A 19,172-nucleotide genomic window follows, 5' to 3' on the forward strand; every position below is an offset into this window, starting at 1 on the left:
CGCTCGGCTCCCGCTGAACGAGGAGCAGCTCGATGCCCGACGAACCGAGAACGCGACCCGCTCCGGCCGCGTCCGACGCCCCGGACCGGGCGGTGCTCCGCCGCGTCGCCGGCGCCGCACTGCTCGGGTCCGCCCTGGAGTGGTACGACTACTTCCTCTTCGGCGCGGCGGCAGCGCTGGTGTTCGGCGAGGTGTTCTTCCCCTCGCAGGACCCGACCGTCGCGGTCCTGCTGTCGCTGGCGACGTTCGGTGCCGGGTTCGTGGCACGTCCCGTCGGCGCGGTCGTCTTCGGTCGCATCGGGGACAAGCACGGACGCCGTCCGGCCCTCGTCGCCACCGTGCTGGTGATGGGTCTGGCGACCACGGCGATGGCCCTCATCCCGTCGCACGCCACCATCGGCGTCGGGGCACCGGCTCTGCTCGTCATCACGAGGTTGTTGCAGGGCATGGGGTCGGGTGCCGAGTACAGCGGTGCGTCGGTCTTCGCCGTGGAGTACGCGCCGCCGAACCGGCGGGGTCTCTACGGTTCCCTGTCGGCGGCGGGCGTGTACCTCGGCATGGTCCTGTCCTCGGCCGCGGTCCTGCTCGTCACCGCGGTGACCACGGACGAGCAGTTCGCGTCGTGGGGCTGGCGCCTCCCGTTCCTGGCCAGTCTGGTGCTGGTCGCGATGGGTTTGTGGATCCGCGTCCGGTTGGACGAGACCCCGGAGTTCGAGCGCGAGATCGCCGTTGACGACGACACCGCACCGGGGCCGTTGCGGACGGTGCTGCGCACGCAGTGGCGCAGCATGGTCCTGGTCGCCGCGCTGGTCGCCGCGCCGCTCGCGCTGAGCCACCTGTACCAGGTGTTCGCGCTGTCCTACTTGGACGAGAAGGGATACTCGCCCGGAATCGGGACGCTGGGGTTGGTGATCGCCGGCTTCACGGTGATGATCACCGCACCGCTCGCGGGATTGGCGTCCGACCGCTTCGGCCGCCGTCCGGTGCTGATGGCAGGGGCCGGGTTCGCCATCGCGTTCGCGTTCCCGTTCTTCTGGCTCGTCGACACCGGACGCCCCGGGCTCGCCGTGCTCGCCATGGCGATCGCGCAGGGCGGCAGCGTGGGCATCGCCTTCGGAGTCCAGGGCGTGCTGCTCTCCGAGCTGTTCAGCACCGGGGCCCGCTACAGCGGTGCCGCGATCAGCCGCGAGGCCGCGGCCGTGGTCTTCGGCGGTTTCGCGCCGTTCCTCGCCGTAGCGCTCTCCACCACCGCCGGCGGCGCACCGTGGCCGGTCGCGCTGTACGTGATCGGCCTCGGCCTCATCACGCTGATCGGTGGCTGGTTCGCGCCGGAGACGGCACGGCGCGGGCTGGCGGGGTCGCGACCCCCGACGGCAGGGCCGATCGAGGGCGACACCGCTTCGCCCGCGCGGTAGCCGACCGCCGCGACGAATGAGAACCGCCGAACCTCGCCAGGAGGAAGAATGGCCAAGCTGGCTCAGACGCACGGACTCACGGACGTGCAGACGGAGATCCTGTCCACCGTGCGGGCCTTCGTGGACAAGGAGATCATCCCGCACGCCCAGGAGTTGGAGGGAACGGACGCGTACCCGGCGGAGATCGTCGAGGGCATGAAGGCGATGGGGCTCTTCGGGATCACCATCCCCGAGGAGTTCGGGGGACTGGGCGAATCGCTGCTGACCTACGCTCTGGTCGTCGAGGAGATCGCTCGCGGGTGGATGAGCGTCTCGGGCGTGATCAACACGCACTTCATCGTGGCGCACATGATCTCCCGGCACGGGACGCCGGAGCAGAAGCAGCACTACCTGCCCAGGATGGCCACCGGTGAGGTGCGGGGCTCGTTCTCGATGTCGGAGCCCGACACGGGGTCGGACGTGGCGGCGATCAAGACCCGCGCGAAGCGCTCCGCCGATTCCTACACCATCGACGGGTCGAAGATGTGGCTCACCAACGGTGGCTCGTCGAACCTCATCGCGCTGCTGGCGAAGACCGACGAGGGCGCGGAGAAGGCGCATCAGAACCTGACGACGTTCCTGGTCGAGAAGCCGGAGGGATTCGGTGAGGTGGCGCCCGGGCTGACCATCCCGGGGAAGATCGACAAGATGGGCTACAAGGGAGTCGACACGACCGAGGCCGTGTTCGACGGTTTCGAGATCGGCGCGGACCGGGTCCTGGGTGGCGAGTCCGGCAAGGGCTTCTCGCACATGATGGACGGCATCGAGGTCGGACGGGTGAACGTCTCGGCGCGGGCGTGCGGGATCGCGATCCGGGCGTTCGAGCTCGCCGTCGACTACGCCCAGCAGCGGCAGACCTTCGGGAAGCCGATCGCGCAGCACCAGGCGATCTCGTTCAAGCTCGCCGAGATGGCGACGAAGGTCGAAGCCGCCCACCTGATGATGGTCAACGCCGCGCGGCTGAAGGACTCGGGTGAGCGCAACGACGTCGAGGCCGGCATGGCGAAGCTGCTCGCCAGCGAGTACTGCGCGGAGGTCACGCAGGACGCGTTCCGCATCCACGGCGGTTACGGCTACTCCAAGGAGTACGAGATCGAGCGGTTGATGAGGGAGGCGCCGTTCCTGCTCATCGGCGAGGGAACCAGCGAGATCCAGAAGACGATCATCAGCCGCGGACTGCTGCGCGAGTACAAGACCCGCGGCTGACGACGTTCCCGGCACAGCGCACCCACCGGTCTCGAACCGCTCGGCCCATCGGGCGGACCGGCCGCGATCGGGGGTGCGGACCTGGAGGAGTGAGGACATGGACGACACGACCGGCTTCCGGCCGCAGCGCTGCTGCCTCTCCGTGCCGGGCACCGACCCCGGGATGATCGGCAAGGCGGTGCGCGCGGGCGCGGACGAGGTGGTGGTGGACCTGGAGGATTCCGTTCCACCGCACCGCAAAGCGGCGGCGAGGGAGCAGGTGGTGGAGTGGCTGTCCACCGCCGAGGCCCCCGGAGTCGCGCTCGCCGTTCGGGTCAACCCGGCCGGTTCGCCTTGGTGCCACGCCGATGTCGAGGCGTGCGCGCGCGTCCGAGGATTGCCGTTCTCCCTCGTCCTGCCCAAGGTCGAGACGGTCGGAGACCTCGCCTTCGCCGATCGGTTGCTGACCGGCGTCGAAGCGGCGGCGGGGCGGACCGAACCGCTCGGACTGCAGGCGTTGATCGAGACCGCGACCGGGTTGACCAACGTCACCGAGATCGCGGCGGGCTCGGACCGGTTGCGCGCGGTGATCCTCGGTTACGCGGACCTCGCCGCGTCGCTGGGCCGCAGCGGCACCCCGGTCCCGGGCGCCTGGTTGCCCTCGCAGCACGCCGTGCTGACCGCCGCCCGCGCTGCCGGGATCGCCGCCGTTGACGGCCCGCACCTCGGCGTCGGGACCGGCGAGGACTTCTCCGGCGAGGTCGAGCGCGCAGCGAACCTCGGCTTCGACGGCAAGTGGGTCATCCACCCGCGTCAGGTCGCGCCGGTCATCGCCGCGTTCACCCCGGACGAGGGAGAGGTCCGGCACGCGCGCCAGGTGCTCGACGAGCTCGCCGCAGCGCACCGCGACGCCAGCGGCGCCGTGGCGCTGGACGGGCAGATGATCGACGAGGCCGTCGCCGTCGCCGCTCGCCGCACCCTGGCCAAGGCGGGAGCCGCGTGATCGCCGAAGGACCGCACTTCGACGAGCTGAGCGTCGGGCAGGTCTTCGACTCCGCACCGGGTCTGACGCTCACCTCGGGGCTGGCACAAGCGCATCGCTCGATCATCGGAGAACGCCTGGCGCTGCCGCTGGACGACGGGCTCTCGGCTTCCGTGACGGGGGCTCCCGCGCTCGCTTCGCCCGCGCTCGTGTGGGACGTGGCGATCGGCCAGTCCACCGCGGCGACGCATCACGTGAAGGCCAACCTGTTCTACCGCGGGTTGGTGTTCCGCCGCGCACCGCACCTCGGCGACACGCTGCGCAGCCGCACGGAAGTCGTCGCCCTGCGCCAGAACCGGGCGCGCGAAGGGCGCCGGCCCACCGGGCTCGCCGCGCTGCGCATCACCACCGCCGACCAGAACGGCGCACCGGTGCTGGACTTCTGGCGTTGCGCCATGCTGCCGTTGCGCGACCCGGAGGCGCGGACCGGCCACGCGGACGACCTCGACGCCGTCGGTGCGGCGGCATCGAACGAGTCGCTGACGGCGGTGACCGGCGGGTGGGACCTCGACCCGCTGCGCGGACGCGGTCCGGCTTCTGCGGAGCTGACCGAGGGCCAGGTGATCGAGGTCGGGGGCGGTGACGTCGTCTCCAGCGCGCCCGAGCTGGCCCGGCTCACGCTCAACGTCGCCAAGGTCCACCACGACGCAGCGGTCGGCGGCGGCCGTCGGCTGGTCTACGGCGGCCACACCATCGGCCTCGCGCTGGCCCAGGCGACGCGGGCGCTGCCCGGCATCGCGACCGTGACCGGCTGGCACAGCTGCGAGCACCTGGGTCCGGTGTTCGAAGGTGACACGCTGCGCAGCACGATCACCGTCGAGCGACTGGACGGGTCCGGCAACGGCGTCCTGGCGCACCTCCGCAGTCGGGTGACCGCCGACGGCCCGGAACAGCGTGACGTCCTCGACTGGAGGTTCGCCGCGCTCGTGCCGTGAACGCCGGTGGCCGGCAGCTGGTCCGACCCGGGGTGCGCCTCCGGGCACGCGACCCGCTGTCGGCGCCGGGCCCTGGCGCGTTTCGTCGCAGGTCTGGACCGCGGTGGTGCTTGACTGGGTCTGGAACGGCGCTCAGACCGGAGAGCGTCGAGGTCCTGCCGACGCGTCAGGGGGAACTGTGTCGTCTCGCACGTCCTGGGGCGTCCAGCTCGTGGGTCCGCGATCGTGACAGCCGACCGGAAGGGCCCGGCCGAGCTCTGGACCATCGGGCACTGGACCTGCCCGAAGCCGGAGTTCCTCGACCCGCTGCTCGCGCACGACATCGAGCTCCTGGTCGACGTGCGCGCGCTCCCCGGCTCTCGGCGCAGTCCGCAGTTCGACGCCGACCGGATGCAGCACTGGCTCGACGACATCGGCATCGACTACCTGCACTCACCAGAGCTCAGCGGGCGCCGCAAGCGGCAGGACGTCGATCCGGAGATCAACGCCGGCTGGCGCAACACCGGTTTGAAGAACTACGCGGACTACGCGCTGACCGAGCCGTACCGGCGGGGCCTCGAAGGGCTGGAGGCGTCGGCGGCTTCCCGGCGGACCGTCGTCATGTGCGGGGAGCCGGTGCCCTGGCGTTGCCACCGCCTGCTGATCGCCAACAGCCTGGTGGCCAGAGGGTGGGTGGTCTGGCACCTGATCGGTGGCCGGCCGCCCCATCGCCACGAGCTGGGCGAGTGGGGCGCGGAACCATCTGTCGCCGATGACCTGTCCGTGACCTACCCTCCCTGATCGCGATTGGCCCGGGGAAGGGCGGTGCGCGGGAGAGCCTCGGACACCCGGGAAGTGGGCGGTTGATCTTCGAAGGGATCAACCCCCGCTTGCTCACCAGGGGGTTTGCGCCCCCAGCAGGACTCGAACCTGCGACCTAAGGATTAGAAGTCCTTTGCTCTATCCGGCTGAGCTATGGGGGCCGTTTGGTGGGCGGTATGCCCGACGTTGTGCAGCAAGCAGGGTAGCGGTCGGCCGCATCGCTTGTGGGATCTACGCGGCAACGTTGCCGAGCCGGTACCTAACGGCAAGCTTTTCGACAACCGGCAAGCGGGCTATGCCGGGGGCAGTTTCCGCAGCGCCGCGGTGGTCAGGCCGAAGAGCCGGTCGGCGGTGTCCGCTGCTGAGGCGTCCTTGAGCGACAGCATCGTCAGCAGTGATCTGTCCGATCGGATCGCCGTCGCGGCCGTGCACGTCTGGTAGCCCGTCACCGGTTCGCAGTACAGCCAGCTGGAGTAACCCCGCACGTCCACTTCGACGCCGCGTGGTTGGCGCTGGGCGATCGACGGGAGCGGCTCGTGGAAGCCGGCGGCCGCCGTGTCGTCCGGGTGGCCGCCGAGCAGGTGCGCGCACGCGCCCGGCACCGGGTTGCCCGGGTGCGGAGGACCCGCCACGCCGCCGACCGGGACCAGGTCGTCGGGGGTGAGCAGGGTGCACGGGTCGACCTCGCCGCGCGGGGCCGGGATGCGCGGTGGTTGCGCGATCGCCGACCGCGTCCGCGGCGTCTCGGGGTGCTCCTGGAACCCCGCCGCGGGGATGGGGCTGCCCACCACGGCGGTCGAACAGCCGCTCAGCGCCGATCCGCCGATCAGGACGCACAGCGCGAGCACCCGCGGTAGGCGGTGACGGACATTCGGCACGGGATAACCGTAGCGGCGCGGAGTGCGCGAGACCACGCCCAGGTGCGCCATCCTGACCGGTGAAGCCGACACGAGGGCCGTTACGCTCGGTGTGTGCCATCAGAGTCCGTCGCCGAACCGAATCCCAGGCGCAGTGCTTCCGGCACGGTCGGAGTGCTGGTCTTCACCGCAGGAGTGCTCGCGGCGCTGATCGCCGCCGCCCTGACCACGCTGTCCGCCGGAGCCAACTACGCCCTGCTCGGACTGCCCGACCCGGGTCCCGTGACCCAGTACGGGCTGCCCGTGGTGCGGGTCCTCGCCGAGACCGGGTCCGCGGTGGCCATCGGTTCGCTGCTGCTGGCGTCCTTCGGCATCCCCGCCAACCGCTCCGGCGCGCTGCTCGCCGACGGCTACGCGGCGGTGCGCACGGCGGGCTGGGCCGCCTCGGCGTGGTTCGTCGGCGCCGCCCTGATAGTCCCGTTCATCTGCGCGGACGCCACCGGGCGCCCGGTGAACGAGGTGCTCAGCGCCGACGTCCTGTTCGGCTTGATCGACGCGCTCGAAGAGGCCAAGGCCTGGGCGCTGACCGCGGTGATCGCGTTCCTCGTCGCCCTGGCCTGCCGGATCGTGCTGTCGTGGGGCTGGACCGTGGTGACCTTCGCGCTCGGCCTGGCCGGGCTGCTGCCGGTCATCGCCACCGGCCACTCCGCCAGCGGCGGCGCCCACGACATCGCCACCAACAGCCTGCTGTTCCACCTGGTCGGAGCCGTGCTGTGGGTGGGCGGGCTGATCGCCCTGATCGCCCACGCCGCCCGAGGCGGGGCGCACCTGCCGCTGGTCGCCCGCCGGTTCTCGGTGATCGCCCTGGTCAGCTGGATCGCGATGGCCCTGTCCGGGGTGATCAACGCGCTGGTGCGGGTCACGCCGGAGCAGCTGTTCGGCTCCACCTACGGCCTGCTGGTCCTGCTCAAGGTCGCCGGCCTGCTGGTGCTCGGCGCGTTCGGATACGTGCAGCGCAACAAGGTCGTCGCCCGGCTGGAAGCGGGATCCTCCGGGCTGCTGCGGCTCGGCGCCGTCGAGGTGCTGATCATGTTCGCGACGATCGGCGTCGCGGTGGCGCTCGGCCGCACCCCGCCGCCCGGCGGCTACGCCACCGTGCCCAGCCGCACCGAGCTGATCATCGGCTACACGCTCGACGCGCCGCCGGACACCCTGCGGCTGCTGTTCGACTTCCGCTTCGACCTCGTCTACGGAACAGCGGCGCTGGTCATGGCCGGCCTCTACCTGTGGGGCGTGCTGCGGCTCAAGTCCCGGGGCGACGAGTGGCCGGTCGGCCGCACCACCGCCTGGCTGTGCGGCTGCCTGACGATCCTCGTCGCCACCTCCGCCGGTGTCGGCCGCTACGCGCCCGCCGTGTTCAGCGTGCACATGGGGCAGCACATGCTGCTGTCCATGCTAGCGCCGGTTCTGCTGGTGCTGGGCGGACCGACCTCGCTGGCGCTGCGCGTGCTCAAGCCCGCGGGGCAGGGGATGCCCGCCGGGCCCCGCGAGTGGCTGGTGGCGTTCGTCAACTCGCCGCTGACCCGCGCGCTCACCCACCCGATCGTCGCGCTCGTGCTGTTCGTGGGCTCGTTCTACGCCCTGTACTTCACCGGCCTGTTCGACCTGGCGCTGAGCCAGCACTGGGCGCACCTGGCGATGAACGCGCACTTCCTGCTGGTCGGCTACGTCTTCTACTGGCCGGTCATCGGCATCGACCCGTCGCCGCGCCAGCTGCCGCCCATCGGCAAGGTCGGGATGGTCTTCGCCTCGATGCCCTTCCACGCCTTCTTCGGCATCGCGCTGATGATGTCCGCCAAGCCCATCGGCGGTGACTTCTACCGCAGCCTCGACCTGCCGTGGCTGACCGACCTGCTCGCCGACCAGCGGCTCGGCGGCGGCCTGGCGTGGGCGTCCGGTGAGGTGCCGCTGGTCGTGGTGATGCTGGCGCTGCTGATCCAGTGGTCCCGCGCGGACGACCGGCAGGCGCGGCGGATCGATCGCAAGGCCGACAAGGACGGTGACGCCGACCTCACCGCCTACAACGAGATGCTTCGGCGGCTCGCTGAGAAGGACTGATCTTTTTCACTGATCAACTGCTCCGCGGTCTGGGTGCCTGGCGGCGCCGGAAGCGGAACCTCAGACGCCGTCCGGCTCCGGGATCCGAGACTGATGCATGCCAATGCGCGGCGCTTCGGTTGTCCTCGCCAGACGACGTCTGACAACCCGCGGCGGTGCAGGTCGCGAGGGTGGGGCACGGAGAAAGCGGCTTCGCCGCTTGCCTGACGTCATGCCGGGGGCCCGCATGCGCGGTGCCGGGTGGGACGCAACTACGATTCGTGGCATGGCCGAGTTCATTTACACCATGAAAAACGTGCGCAAGACGCATGGTGACAAGGTCATCCTCGACAACGCGACCATCCAGTTCTACCCGGGCGCCAAGATCGGCGTCGTCGGGCCGAACGGGGCTGGCAAGTCGACCGTGCTGCGCATCATGGCGGGACTCGACCAGCCGAACAACGGTGAAGCGTTCCTGTCGCCGGGTTACACCGTGGGCATCATGCAGCAGGAACCCCCGTTGAACGAGGAGAAGACGGTCCTCGGCAACGTCGAGGAGGGCGTCGGCGAGATCAAGGTGAAGCTCAACCGCTTCAACGAGATCGCCGAGCAGCTCGCGACCGACTACTCCGACGAGTTGATGGAGGAGATGGGCAAGCTCCAGGAGGACCTGGACCACGCGGACGCGTGGGAACTGGACTCCCAGCTGGAGCAGGCGATGGACGCCCTGCGCTGCCCGCCGCCGGACGCCGAGGTGACGCACCTCTCCGGTGGTGAGCGACGGCGAGTCGCCCTGTGCAAGCTGCTGCTGAGCAAGCCCGACCTGTTGCTGCTCGACGAGCCCACCAACCACCTCGACGCCGAGAGCGTGCTCTGGCTGGAGCAGTTCCTGGCCAACTACCCGGGCGCCGTCCTCGCCGTGACGCACGACAGGTACTTCCTGGACAACGTCGCCGGCTGGATCCTGGAGCTCGACCGCGGTCGCACCTACCCCTACGAGGGCAACTACTCCACCTACCTGGAGAAGAAGCAGGAGCGCCTGGCGGTCCAGGGCAAGCGGGACGCCAAGCTGCAGAAGCGCCTCAAGGACGAGCTGGAGTGGGTCCGCTCCAACGCCAAGGCCAAGCAGACCAAGTCGCGCGCCCGTCTGTCGCGCTACGAGGAGATGGCCAACGAGGCGGAGAAGACCCGCAAGCTCGACTTCGAGGAGATCCAGATCCCGCCGGGCCCGCGCCTGGGCAACACGGTGGTCGAGGTCGAGCACCTCAAGAAGGGCTTCGACGAGCTGCTGATCGACGACCTGTCGTTCAGCCTGCCGCGCAACGGCATCGTCGGCGTCATCGGCCCGAACGGCGTCGGCAAGACCACGCTGTTCAAGACCATCGTCGGACTCGAAGAGCCCGACAGCGGCACGGTCAAGGTCGGCGACACCGTCAAGCTGTCCTACGTGGACCAGAACCGCGCGAACATCGACCCCGACAAGAACGTGTGGGAGGTCGTGTCCGACGGGCTGGACTACATCCAGGTCGGCCAGGTCGAGATGCCCTCGCGCGCCTACGTCAGCGCGTTCGGCTTCAAGGGCCCGGACCAGCAGAAGCCCGCGGGCGTGCTCTCCGGTGGTGAGCGCAACCGGCTGAACCTGGCCCTGACGCTCAAGTCCGGCGGCAACCTGATCCTGCTGGACGAGCCGACCAACGACCTGGACGTCGAGACCCTGGGATCGCTGGAGAACGCGCTCGAGCAGTTCCCCGGCTGCGCTGTGGTCATCTCCCACGACCGCTGGTTCCTGGACCGCGTCGCCACGCACATCCTCGCGTGGGAAGGAGATGACGAGAACCCGGCCAAGTGGTTCTGGTTCGAAGGTAACTTCGAGGGGTACGAGCAGAACAAGATCGAGCGGCTGGGCGCCGACGCAGCCCGACCGCACCGGGTTACCCATCGCAAGTTGACCCGCGGCTGAACGGAGGCGCCTTGGCGAGCGTGGCCGCTGTGGCAGAGCCCAGCTCGGTGGAAGGGTTGCTCGAAACCGCGTGGCAGATGCGGTGGCGAGTCCCGGAACTGGCATTGGTGCTCAGCGACAGAGCGGTCACGTTCGCCAGGCGCACCGGCGACCGGGGCGCGCGGTTGCGCGCCGAGGCGCTGGCCCTGTTCGCCGCCAACCGGCTGGGACGCGGCGTCTCGGCCACCGGCCGGGCGCTCGCCGCCGTCCGCGACGCCGAGGCGTCGGGCGGCGACGTCCTGACCCGGCTGCGCATCGAGCTCGGCTGGTGCGCGGTCAGCGCGGGCAGCCACGAGGTGGCCGTCCGCATCCTGCGCCGCGAGCTGGCGCACGAGCGGGTCGACCCCACCGTCCGCGCCCACGCCCTGCTGGCTCTGGCTTCGGCGCTGCCCGCCCATCAGGACGTCGACGAGCGCAGCCAGGCCCTCGACGAGGCCGAGCGCCTCTACGCCGACTGCGACGCCGACCAGGACCTCACCCGCGTGCTCAAGGCCCGCGTGTGGGTGGTCCGGGCCGCGCACTGCCGCAGGCTCGGCGAGTTCGGCGAGGCCGTCGCCGCCACCGACGCGGGGCTGGAGCTGCTGCGGCGGCTCAGCGACCCGGAGGCCGAAGCCGGCGAGATCCAGACCCGGTTGCTGCTGGAGCGCGTGCACGCCCTGCTCGACCAGGGCCATCGCGTCGAAGCCGTCGAGACCAGCCAGGCCGTGCTCGCCGAACCCGTCCGCGCGGCCGCCGCCGGACCCACCGGGTGGCTCGGGCTGGCGCTGGCCACCCGCGTGCACCTGCCCGCCGGGGATCACGAGGCCGCCCTGCGGGTGCTCGCCGAGACCGCCGCGATCTCCGAGCGGCACAAGCTGGACGGGTTGCTCGCCGAGGCGCTCAACGCCCTCTCCCGCGCGCACGAGCGCGTGGAGGAGATCTCCGAGGCGTTGCAGGCGCTGCGCGGCGCCTACTCCGCCGACCGGCGGTGGCGGGCGTCCGTGCACCACGCGCGGGTCAGCCTGCTCAACGCGTACCCGGCGGAGGCCGACGTGCCGCGCGGTCGGCGGACACCCGTCGTGGCGGCGGTGCCCGAGCCCGTCGCGGCCGCACCGGTCGAACCCCTCGTTCGCGAGCCCGTCGTGCCTGTGGCGGCTGCTCCCGTCGTTCCCGAGCCCGTGGTTCCCGAGCACGAACCGGCTCCTGCCGAACCCGTGGTGACCAGCCATGACGAGGTCGCCGCCGAACCGGCCGCGCCCGTCAGCCCCGAACCGGCCGTTGCCGAGCCGGTCCGGCACGAGCCCGTTGTTCCCGAGCCGGCCGCGCCCAGGCGTGGCCGTTACGCCGAGGCCCACGACGCGGCTCGGCTGCTGATGGAGGCGCTGACCAGCCGCGCGGCCAAGGAGACCGAGGACGCCGAGCCCGCCCCCGTCGAGGACGAGCACGCCGCTGAGCAGCGGTCGATGCCCGAGCCTCGGGTGGCGTTCGACGCGGTGTCGCCGAGCGAGATGTTCGGCTCCGGACCGGAAGAACCGGCCGCGCAGGAGTCACCGCGCTCCTCCGGCGCTTGGTGGCCTTCCGGCGAGTCCGAGCAGGCAGGTTCTGCCGCCGAGCCCCAGTCCGCCGAGGACGACGAATCCGGTGGCTACGAGGACGACTACGACGACGACCCGGCGCAGCGGTGGAGCGGTGATCCGCTGGTGGCGGCGGCCGACAGCCTGCGACGCATCACCGAGGCCCACGACCGCCGCGGGCACACCCGCGAGCCGGAGCCCGCGACACCGCCGCACGGCTTCCCGGTCCAGGAACCGCCCGAGGAGATCCGGGAGCAGGTCGCCGACGACGACGTGCCGCAGGGCGGGCGCCGGTCCCGGGGCAAGTCGCTGGCCGAGATCCGCGCCGACCTCCAGCTGCCCGCCGACCACCGGCCGTCCCGGCGCCGCGCCCGGCACGCCGACCCCGATCCGCTCGCCGCGTTCCAGCCGGAGCAGGCCGTTCCGGAGCCCGAGCCTCCGGCTCCGCCGTCGACGGCGGCCGAGGACACCAACCCGAGCTTCCGGTTCAGCGTCCCGGAACCCGACCCGGTGCCCCCGGAGCCGAGCCCGGACGCGAGCCTGGCGGACCTGCTCGCCGACGCGCTCATGGCCTACAACGCCGGCCGCACCGATGAAGCGAAGCAGCAGGTCAGCGAGGGAATCGCTGCCGTAGGGTATGGCAGCGATCACAATCCCGGTTACGGTGAGCCGGGCTACGGCGACAGCTACAGGGACAGCGATTCGAAACACACGGATCACGACACCGGCGGTGAGACCCCGCGCAAGCGCCATCGGTCCACAGAGGATGATCAACGAACGGGCTTCCGGGCCCGCCACCGCGCACCCGGATTCGGTAGTGCGGCAGCGGATCCGTTGCTCTGAGAAACCTCGTGGACATCGATCGTTGCGTCTGTTTTCACCCGCGGTCCGCAGTCAGATCCCGGCCCCGTGAGCGGGAACTGGCAGTCTTAGAGTGGAACCTGTTGGCACAACGAGGTGCCGTTAAGCGTGGAGCTGCCTGACATGACCTCGAATCCCGGACACGTGCAGACCGGAACGACCGGCGAGCAGTCCGAGAACCCCGAAATGGCCAAGCGGCGGTTGCTGGACCGAGCCGTCGAGTTCGCTCCCGAACTCGACGAGCTGCTGCGCACCTACTACCGCCACGTCCCGGCCGAAGAGCTCGTCGACGACGACCCGAACGACCTGGTCGGAGCCCTCAGATCGCACCACCGGCTGGCCGCGAGCCGCGCCGCCGGACGCCCCCTGGTGCAGATCTTCAACCCGACCCTCGACGACCACGGCTGGCAGAGCCAGGCCACGGTCGTGCAGACGGTCACCGACGACATGCCGTACCTGGTGGACTCGCTGATCGCCGAGCTCGGCCGCGACAACGCCGACGTGCTGCGGGTCATCCACCCCATCGTCGTGGTCAGACGAGACCTCGCCGGTGAGCTCCTGGAAGTGCTCCCGGAGGCCGACCCGTCCGACCCGCCCGCCGGTGCCATGGCGGAGAGCTGGATGTTCGTCGAGGTCGGGCAGGTCGTCGACCTCGACCGCCTCGCGGCGCTCAAGCAGAACCTCGACGGCGTCCTCAACGACGTGCGCGAGGTCGTCGAGGACACCGAGCGGATGCACTCCTGCGTCCGCGCGCTGGCCGACGAGCTGGAGAAGAACCCGCCGCCGCTGCCGACCGAGGAGGTCGCCGACGGCGCCGGCCTGCTGCGCTGGCTCGCCGACGGCCACTTCACCTTCCTCGGCTACCGGCACTACGAGCTCGTCGAGGACGACGGCGATGCGCTGCAGGCCGTGCTGGCCTCCGGGCTGGGCGTGCTGCGCAGCGACAGCATCGCCTCGCGGAGCCTGACCAACGGCCCGGACTCCAAGTCGCTGTCCAAGGGGCTGCTGGTGCTCACCCAGGCCGGCGCACCGTCCACAGTGCACCGTCCGGTTCACCCGTTCTACGTGGGCGTCAAGACCTTCGACGACTCCGGGCGGGTCAGCGGTGAGCACCGCTTCCTCGGGCTGTTCACCACGACCGCGCTGCACGAGGACGTCCTGGACATCCCGTTCGTGGAACGCCGCGTGCGCGAAGTGATCCACCGGGCCGGGTTCCCGCTGGAGTCCTACTCGGGCCAGCGCATGCTGGAGGAGATCCAGAGCTACCCGCGCACCGAGCTGTTCTCCACGGACTTCGAGACCCTGCAGGAGACCCTCACCGGCGTGCTGGCGCTCGCCGAGCGCCGCAAGCTCAAGCCGTTCCTGCGGCGCGACCCCTACGGCCGGTTCTTCTCCTGCCTGGTCTACCTGCCGCGGGACCGCTACACGACCAGCTCCCGGCTGGCCATGCAGGAGGTGCTGCTCGACGAGCTCAGCGGCACCGGGCTGGAGTACAGCACGCGCGTGGGCGAATCCACGCTGGCGCGAGTGCATTTCGTGGTCCACACCGATCCCGAGGACGAGATCGAGCCGAACCTCGCGCGCATCCAGCAGCGGCTCGACGAGGCCATCCACACCTGGGACGACGAGATGGTCGCCGAGGTCGACGCCGAGCGCTCCGGACGAGGAGCGGGCGGCGGACCGGCTCGCGCGCTGTCGGAGGCCATCAGCCAGGTCGGCCAGGACTACGCGTCCGGTTTCCCGGAGGCCTACAAGGAGGACTTCAGCGCCGCCGAGGGCCTGCAGGACCTGCGACGCCTGGAGTCGCTGAGCGGTCCCGACGACCTGCGCATGTCCTTCTACGTGCCGCGCGACGCCAGCGCCGGCCAGCGCCGCTTCAAGCTCTACGTCGGCGGCCGGGTCACGCTGTCCCGGGTGCTGCCGGTGCTGCAGAGCATGGGCGTGGAGGTCGTCGACGAGCGACCCTACGAGCTGACCCTGGAGAGCTCCGGCGACCGGTTCTACATCTACGACTTCGGGTTGCGGCTGGACTCCGGCCTGCTCGACAACACCGACCCGCAGCTGCTGGACTCGCTGCGGCAGCGCTTCGAGGACGCCTTCCGCGCGATCTGGCTCGGCGACGCCGAGGTCGACCGGTTCAACGCGCTGGTGCTGCGGGCCGGGCTGAACTGGCGGCAGGCCTCGGTCCTGCGCGCCTACGCCAAGTACCTCCGCCAGGTCGGCATCGCCTACACGCAGGACTACATCGAGGACTCGATCCTCGCGCACCGCACCACCACGACCGCGCTGGTGCGGCTGTTCGAGGCCCGCTTCGACCCCGAGCTCAGCGAAGCCGACCGCAAGGCGCGCGAGACCGAGCTCACCGAGTCGGTCACCGAGCTGATCGACGAGGTCACCAGCCTCGACGTGGACCGGATCCTGCGCAACTACCTCAGCCTGATCCGGGCCACCCTGCGCACCAACTACTACGTCGACACCAGCGAGCGGGAGCGCCCGTTCCTGGCGTTCAAGCTGGAACCGCGCGAGATCCCCGGCCTGCCCGAGCCCCGGCCGCAGTTCGAGATCTTCGTGTACTCGCCGTGGGTGGAGGGCGTGCACCTGCGGTTCGGTTCCGTGGCGCGCGGTGGTCTGCGCTGGTCGGACCGCCCGCAGGACTTCCGCACCGAGATCCTGGGCCTGGTCAAGGCGCAGGCGGTGAAGAACGCGGTGATCGTGCCGGTCGGCGCCAAGGGCGGCTTCGTCGTCAAGCGCCCGCCGCTGGCCACCGGCGACCCGGCGGTGGACCGCAAGGCGTCGCTGGACGAGGGCGTGGCCTGCTACCGGATGTTCATCTCCGGACTGCTCGACCTCACCGACAACCTGATCGGCGGGGAGGTGGCCCCGGCGCGCGACGTGGTGCGCCACGACGCCGACGACACCTACCTGGTCGTCGCGGCCGACAAGGGAACGGCGACGTTCTCCGACATCGCCAACGACGTGGCCCGGTCCTACGGCTTCTGGCTCGGCGACGCCTTCGCCTCCGGCGGCTCGGTCGGCTACGACCACAAGGCCATGGGCATCACCGCCAAGGGTGCGTGGGAGAGCGTGAAGCGGCACTTCCGCGAGCTCGACCTCGACACCCAGAGCGAGGAGTTCACGGTCGTCGGCGTCGGCGACATGGCCGGTGACGTGTTCGGCAACGGGATGCTGCTGTCCGAGCACATCCGGTTGGTGGCCGCGTTCAACCACATGCACATCTTCATCGACCCGGAGCCGGACGCGGCCGTCTCCTACGCCGAGCGGCGCAGGCTGTTCGAGCTGCCGCGCTCGACCTGGGACGACTACGACCGCGGCAAGATCAGCGAGGGCGGCGGCGTGTGGTCGCGGTCGCTGAAGTCGATCCCGCTGAACCCGCAGATCCGGGCGGCGCTGGGCATCGACGAGTCGGTGAGCAAGCTGGCGCCGGCCGAGCTGATCAAGCGGATCCTGCTGGCACCGGCCGACCTGCTGTGGAACGGCGGCATCGGCACCTACGTCAAGTCGGCCACCGAGACGCACGCCGAGGTCGGCGACAAGGCCAACGACGCCGTGCGCGTCAACGGCGGCGACCTGCGGGTCAAGGTCGTCGGCGAGGGCGGCAACCTCGGCCTGACCTCGCTGGGGCGCATCGAGTTCGCCCGCCACGGCGGCAAGGTCAACACCGACGCGCTGGACAACTCCGCCGGTGTGGACTGCTCCGACCACGAGGTCAACATCAAGATCCTGCTGGACCAGCTGGTCACCGAGGGCAGGCTCACCGGTCAGCAGCGCAACGAGCTGCTCGGCGAGATGACCGACGAGGTCGGCGAGCTGGTGCTCACCGACAACCACCGGCAGAACGCGGTGCTGGGCATCTCGCGGGCGCACGCCGGCTCGATGCTGCCGGTGCACGCTCGGCAGGTCGCCGCGCTGGAGCAGTCCGCGGGCCTGGACCGCGAGCTGGAGGCGCTGCCGACCAAGAAGGCGTTCCGCGACCTGGAGAAGGCGGGAGAGGGCCTGTCCTCGCCGGAGCTGGCGACGCTGATGGCGCACGTCAAGCTCCAGCTCAAGCGGGACGTGCTGGCCAGTGGCCTGCCCGACACCGAGTCGTTCGCAGAGCGGCTGCCGGAGTACTTCCCCCGGCCGCTGCGGGAGCGCTACGGCGACGCGATCTCCGCGCACCCGCTGCGCCGCGAGATCATCACGACCCTGCTGGTCAACGAGATGGTCGACGGTGCGGGCATCTCCTACGCCTACCGGCTGACCGAGGAGCTCAGCGCGTCGACCACCGACGTGGTGCGGGCGTTCGCGGTCGTCACCAACGTCTACGACCTGCGGCAGCTGTGGGTCGACATCGACGCCCTGGGCGGTTCGGTGCCCAGCGCGATCGCCGACGAGATGGTGCTGGAGAGCCGGCGCCTGCTCGACCGGGCGGCGCGGTGGATCCTCACCAACCGGCCGCAGCCTCTGGCCATCGGCGCCGAGATCGCCCGGTTCCGGCCGGTCGTCGCCGAGCTGACGCCGAGCGTGCGCGCACTGCTGCGCGGTCGCGCGGCCGAAGGCGTGACCGCGCAGATCGAGCGCTGGGTGGCCGCCGGTGTGCCGGAGGCGCTGGCCGAGCGGGTCGCGGTGCTGCTCGACGCCTACGCGCTGCTGGACATCCGGGAGGTCGCCGAGCTCGGCGAACGCGACGCCGGGATCTCCGCCGAGCGCAGCCCGGGCGAGAGCGCCGAGCTGTACTACGCGCTGTGGGCGCACCTGGACGTCGAGCGGATGCTGATCGCGGTCAACGAGCTCGAACGCGGCAACAGGTGGCACGCGCTGGCTAGGCTGGCGCTGCGGGATGATTTCTACGCATCGCTGCGCGCGATCACCGTGGACGTCCTGCGGACCTCGGAGCCGGAGGAGAGCTCGGAGGAGAAGATCGCCAGGTGGGAGTCGACGAACGCCGCGCGACTGGCGCGGGCCAACTCGTCGCTGGAGCAGATCGTGAGCTCCGGGCGGCTTGACCTGGCCACGCTGTCGGTGGCGGCGCGTCAGCTCCGCAGCATGGTCCGGTGACCATCGTGGTGGGTGGGGGTTCGCAGCCCCCGCCCACCACGAACACGGCAGAGAGGAAAGGCCCAGTGGGCGCGTACGTAGCCGAGGTAGCCCTGCGCTGGTCCGACATGGACGCGTTCGGCCACGTCAACCACGCCAGGACGATCACGTTGCTGGAGGAGGCACGAGCCGATCTGCTGTTCACCGAAGCGGAGAAGCAGGGCCTGCTGGGCATGGCGGAGGGCATGGTGGTCGCCCGCATCGTCATCGACTACCACGCGCCGCTGATGTACGCGGCCAAGTCGTTGCAGGTCCGGATGTCGGTGCGGGACCTCAAGGCGGCCTCGTTCGTCATCGACTACACCGCGGTCGCGCAGGAAGCCGTGTGCACCGCCGAGACGCTGATGGTGCCCTACGACCTCCGCGCCGGACGTCCCCGCCGGCTGACCGACGACGAGCGGGGATTCCTGTCGGAGTGGCGGGCCGAGCAGTTGGAGACCGGCCGTGCCTGAGCTCCGCATGCCCGACCGCACCGAGCGCGAGGACCTCGGCGCTTTCGTCGCCCGCGCCGTCCGGCTGGACAACCAGTCCATGGTCCGGATGCGCAACCGCCCCGGGACCGACCGCATGGACGTCTGGGCGGCCACCCCGTTCGACGCGCTGTCCACCCGCTCGGTGGAGGGCTCGGTCGACCCGGCCGACCTGACGATCTCCGGGAACGAGCTGCTGGCCACGCTGACCGTCGCCGGCGGTGACGTGATGGACCCCGGCGCGCCCAAGGACCTCATGTGGCGCTCGGAACTGCCCCCGGCCACCGGCTGGAAGCTCGTCGACGACCTCCCGGCCCGCCTGGTGGGCGAGGTCGCGGAGCGCGGCATCGACGTCGCCAAGGAGAACGTGGGCCCGAAGGGCACACCCCCGGCGTCGCTGCTGGACCAGGAGGTCTTCACCGTCCAGGGCTCGGGTCTGGACGTGAAGGTCCCGCTGCGCTGCCTGTTCGTCCTCTCCGGCATGGGATTCCTCGTCAACACCCCGGCGGAGGAGGAGATCGTCCGCGTCAGCGCCACCGATTCCTGGCTCCGCCTCGACTCCCGCTTCGGCGCAGTGGTCCGCCGCCGCCACGCCCTCCTCACCCTCCTCCTCTAACCCCCACGACACCCGAAAACCGCCGCGATCGGACCCCGATCACGGCGGTTTCCACGTGCCCACCGGCCGTGCCCCCGATGACGGCGGTTTTCAGGTCCCTGATTACGGCGGTTCCGTGCGTCCGGCGGCCGTGCCCCTGATAACGGCCGTTACCGGGGCTCTGATTGCGGCGGTATTCGGGGTGGTGGTTGCTGTCTCTTATACA

At 70.7% G+C, this 19,172-nt stretch carries 12 protein-coding genes and 1 tRNA gene; 11 read left to right on the forward strand and 2 right to left on the reverse strand.

Annotated features, from left to right (window positions below; all coding sequences use genetic code 11):
• The first annotated feature begins 32 nt into the window (after window positions 1–32).
• The 5 genes from E1202_RS17075 to E1202_RS17095 all read left to right on the forward strand — a co-directional run bounded on the left by E1202_RS17075 (window position 33) and on the right by E1202_RS17095 (window position 5,396).
• Window positions 33–1,415, forward strand: a complete 1,383-nt coding sequence (locus E1202_RS17075) for an MFS transporter (protein WP_132684146.1) — start codon at window positions 33–35, stop codon at window positions 1,413–1,415.
• A gap of 48 nt (window positions 1,416–1,463) precedes the next feature.
• A complete protein-coding gene (locus E1202_RS17080) occupies window positions 1,464–2,660 on the forward strand; it encodes an acyl-CoA dehydrogenase family protein (protein ID WP_132684147.1) in 1,197 nt (398 codons plus the stop codon).
• 97 nt (window positions 2,661–2,757) lie between these two features.
• The gene (locus tag E1202_RS17085; protein ID WP_132684148.1) at window positions 2,758–3,642 is read left to right on the forward strand and encodes an HpcH/HpaI aldolase/citrate lyase family protein; all 885 of its coding nucleotides are present in this window, start codon (window positions 2,758–2,760) and stop codon (window positions 3,640–3,642) included.
• Window positions 3,639–4,616, forward strand: a complete 978-nt coding sequence (locus E1202_RS17090; protein WP_132684149.1) for a MaoC family dehydratase — start codon at window positions 3,639–3,641, stop codon at window positions 4,614–4,616. Before E1202_RS17085 ends, E1202_RS17090 begins: the two co-directional genes overlap by 4 nt.
• A 225-nt stretch (window positions 4,617–4,841) precedes the next feature.
• A complete protein-coding gene (locus E1202_RS17095; protein ID WP_132684150.1) occupies window positions 4,842–5,396 on the forward strand; it encodes a DUF488 domain-containing protein in 555 nt (184 codons plus the stop codon).
• Between the two features lie 108 nt (window positions 5,397–5,504).
• Here the strand turns inward: E1202_RS17095 and E1202_RS17100 are convergent.
• Together E1202_RS17100 and E1202_RS17105 are read right to left on the reverse strand one after the other, a co-directional pair.
• Window positions 5,505–5,578: transfer RNA gene (locus tag E1202_RS17100), tRNA-Arg, on the reverse strand.
• A gap of 132 nt (window positions 5,579–5,710) precedes the next feature.
• Entirely contained in the window at window positions 5,711–6,295 is a 585-nt protein-coding gene (locus tag E1202_RS17105; RefSeq protein WP_235878554.1) for a DUF3558 domain-containing protein, read from the reverse strand.
• A 93-nt stretch (window positions 6,296–6,388) separates the two neighbouring features.
• On the opposite strand from E1202_RS17105, the gene E1202_RS17110 reads away from it, so the two are divergent.
• The 6 genes from E1202_RS17110 (at window position 6,389) to E1202_RS17135 (ending at window position 18,967) form a co-directional block, all read left to right on the forward strand.
• A complete protein-coding gene (locus tag E1202_RS17110) occupies window positions 6,389–8,392 on the forward strand; it encodes a cytochrome c oxidase assembly protein (protein ID WP_132684151.1) in 2,004 nt (667 codons plus the stop codon).
• A 265-nt stretch (window positions 8,393–8,657) separates the two neighbouring features.
• Window positions 8,658–10,331 (forward strand): energy-dependent translational throttle protein EttA, encoded by a 1,674-nt coding sequence (ettA, locus tag E1202_RS17115; RefSeq protein WP_132684152.1) that lies wholly within the window; start codon window positions 8,658–8,660, stop codon window positions 10,329–10,331.
• 29 nt (window positions 10,332–10,360) lie between these two features.
• Entirely contained in the window at window positions 10,361–12,766 is a 2,406-nt protein-coding gene (locus E1202_RS17120; RefSeq protein ID WP_132684153.1) for an ATP-binding protein, read from the forward strand.
• Between the two features lie 141 nt (window positions 12,767–12,907).
• On the forward strand, window positions 12,908–17,842 hold the full coding sequence (locus E1202_RS17125; RefSeq protein ID WP_132684163.1) for an NAD-glutamate dehydrogenase: 4,935 nt from the start codon (window positions 12,908–12,910) through the stop codon (window positions 17,840–17,842).
• Window positions 17,843–17,907: 65 nt separating this feature from the next.
• Window positions 17,908–18,333, forward strand: coding sequence for an acyl-CoA thioesterase (locus tag E1202_RS17130; RefSeq protein WP_132684154.1), 426 nt, complete (start codon window positions 17,908–17,910; stop codon window positions 18,331–18,333).
• A complete protein-coding gene (locus tag E1202_RS17135) occupies window positions 18,326–18,967 on the forward strand; it encodes a hypothetical protein (protein ID WP_132684155.1) in 642 nt (213 codons plus the stop codon). Before E1202_RS17130 ends, E1202_RS17135 begins: the two co-directional genes overlap by 8 nt.
• Window positions 18,968–19,172 lie beyond the last annotated feature (205 nt).

The organism is Saccharopolyspora karakumensis (assembly GCF_004349225.1).
Classification (GTDB): Bacteria; Actinomycetota; Actinomycetes; order Mycobacteriales; family Pseudonocardiaceae; genus Saccharopolyspora; species Saccharopolyspora endophytica.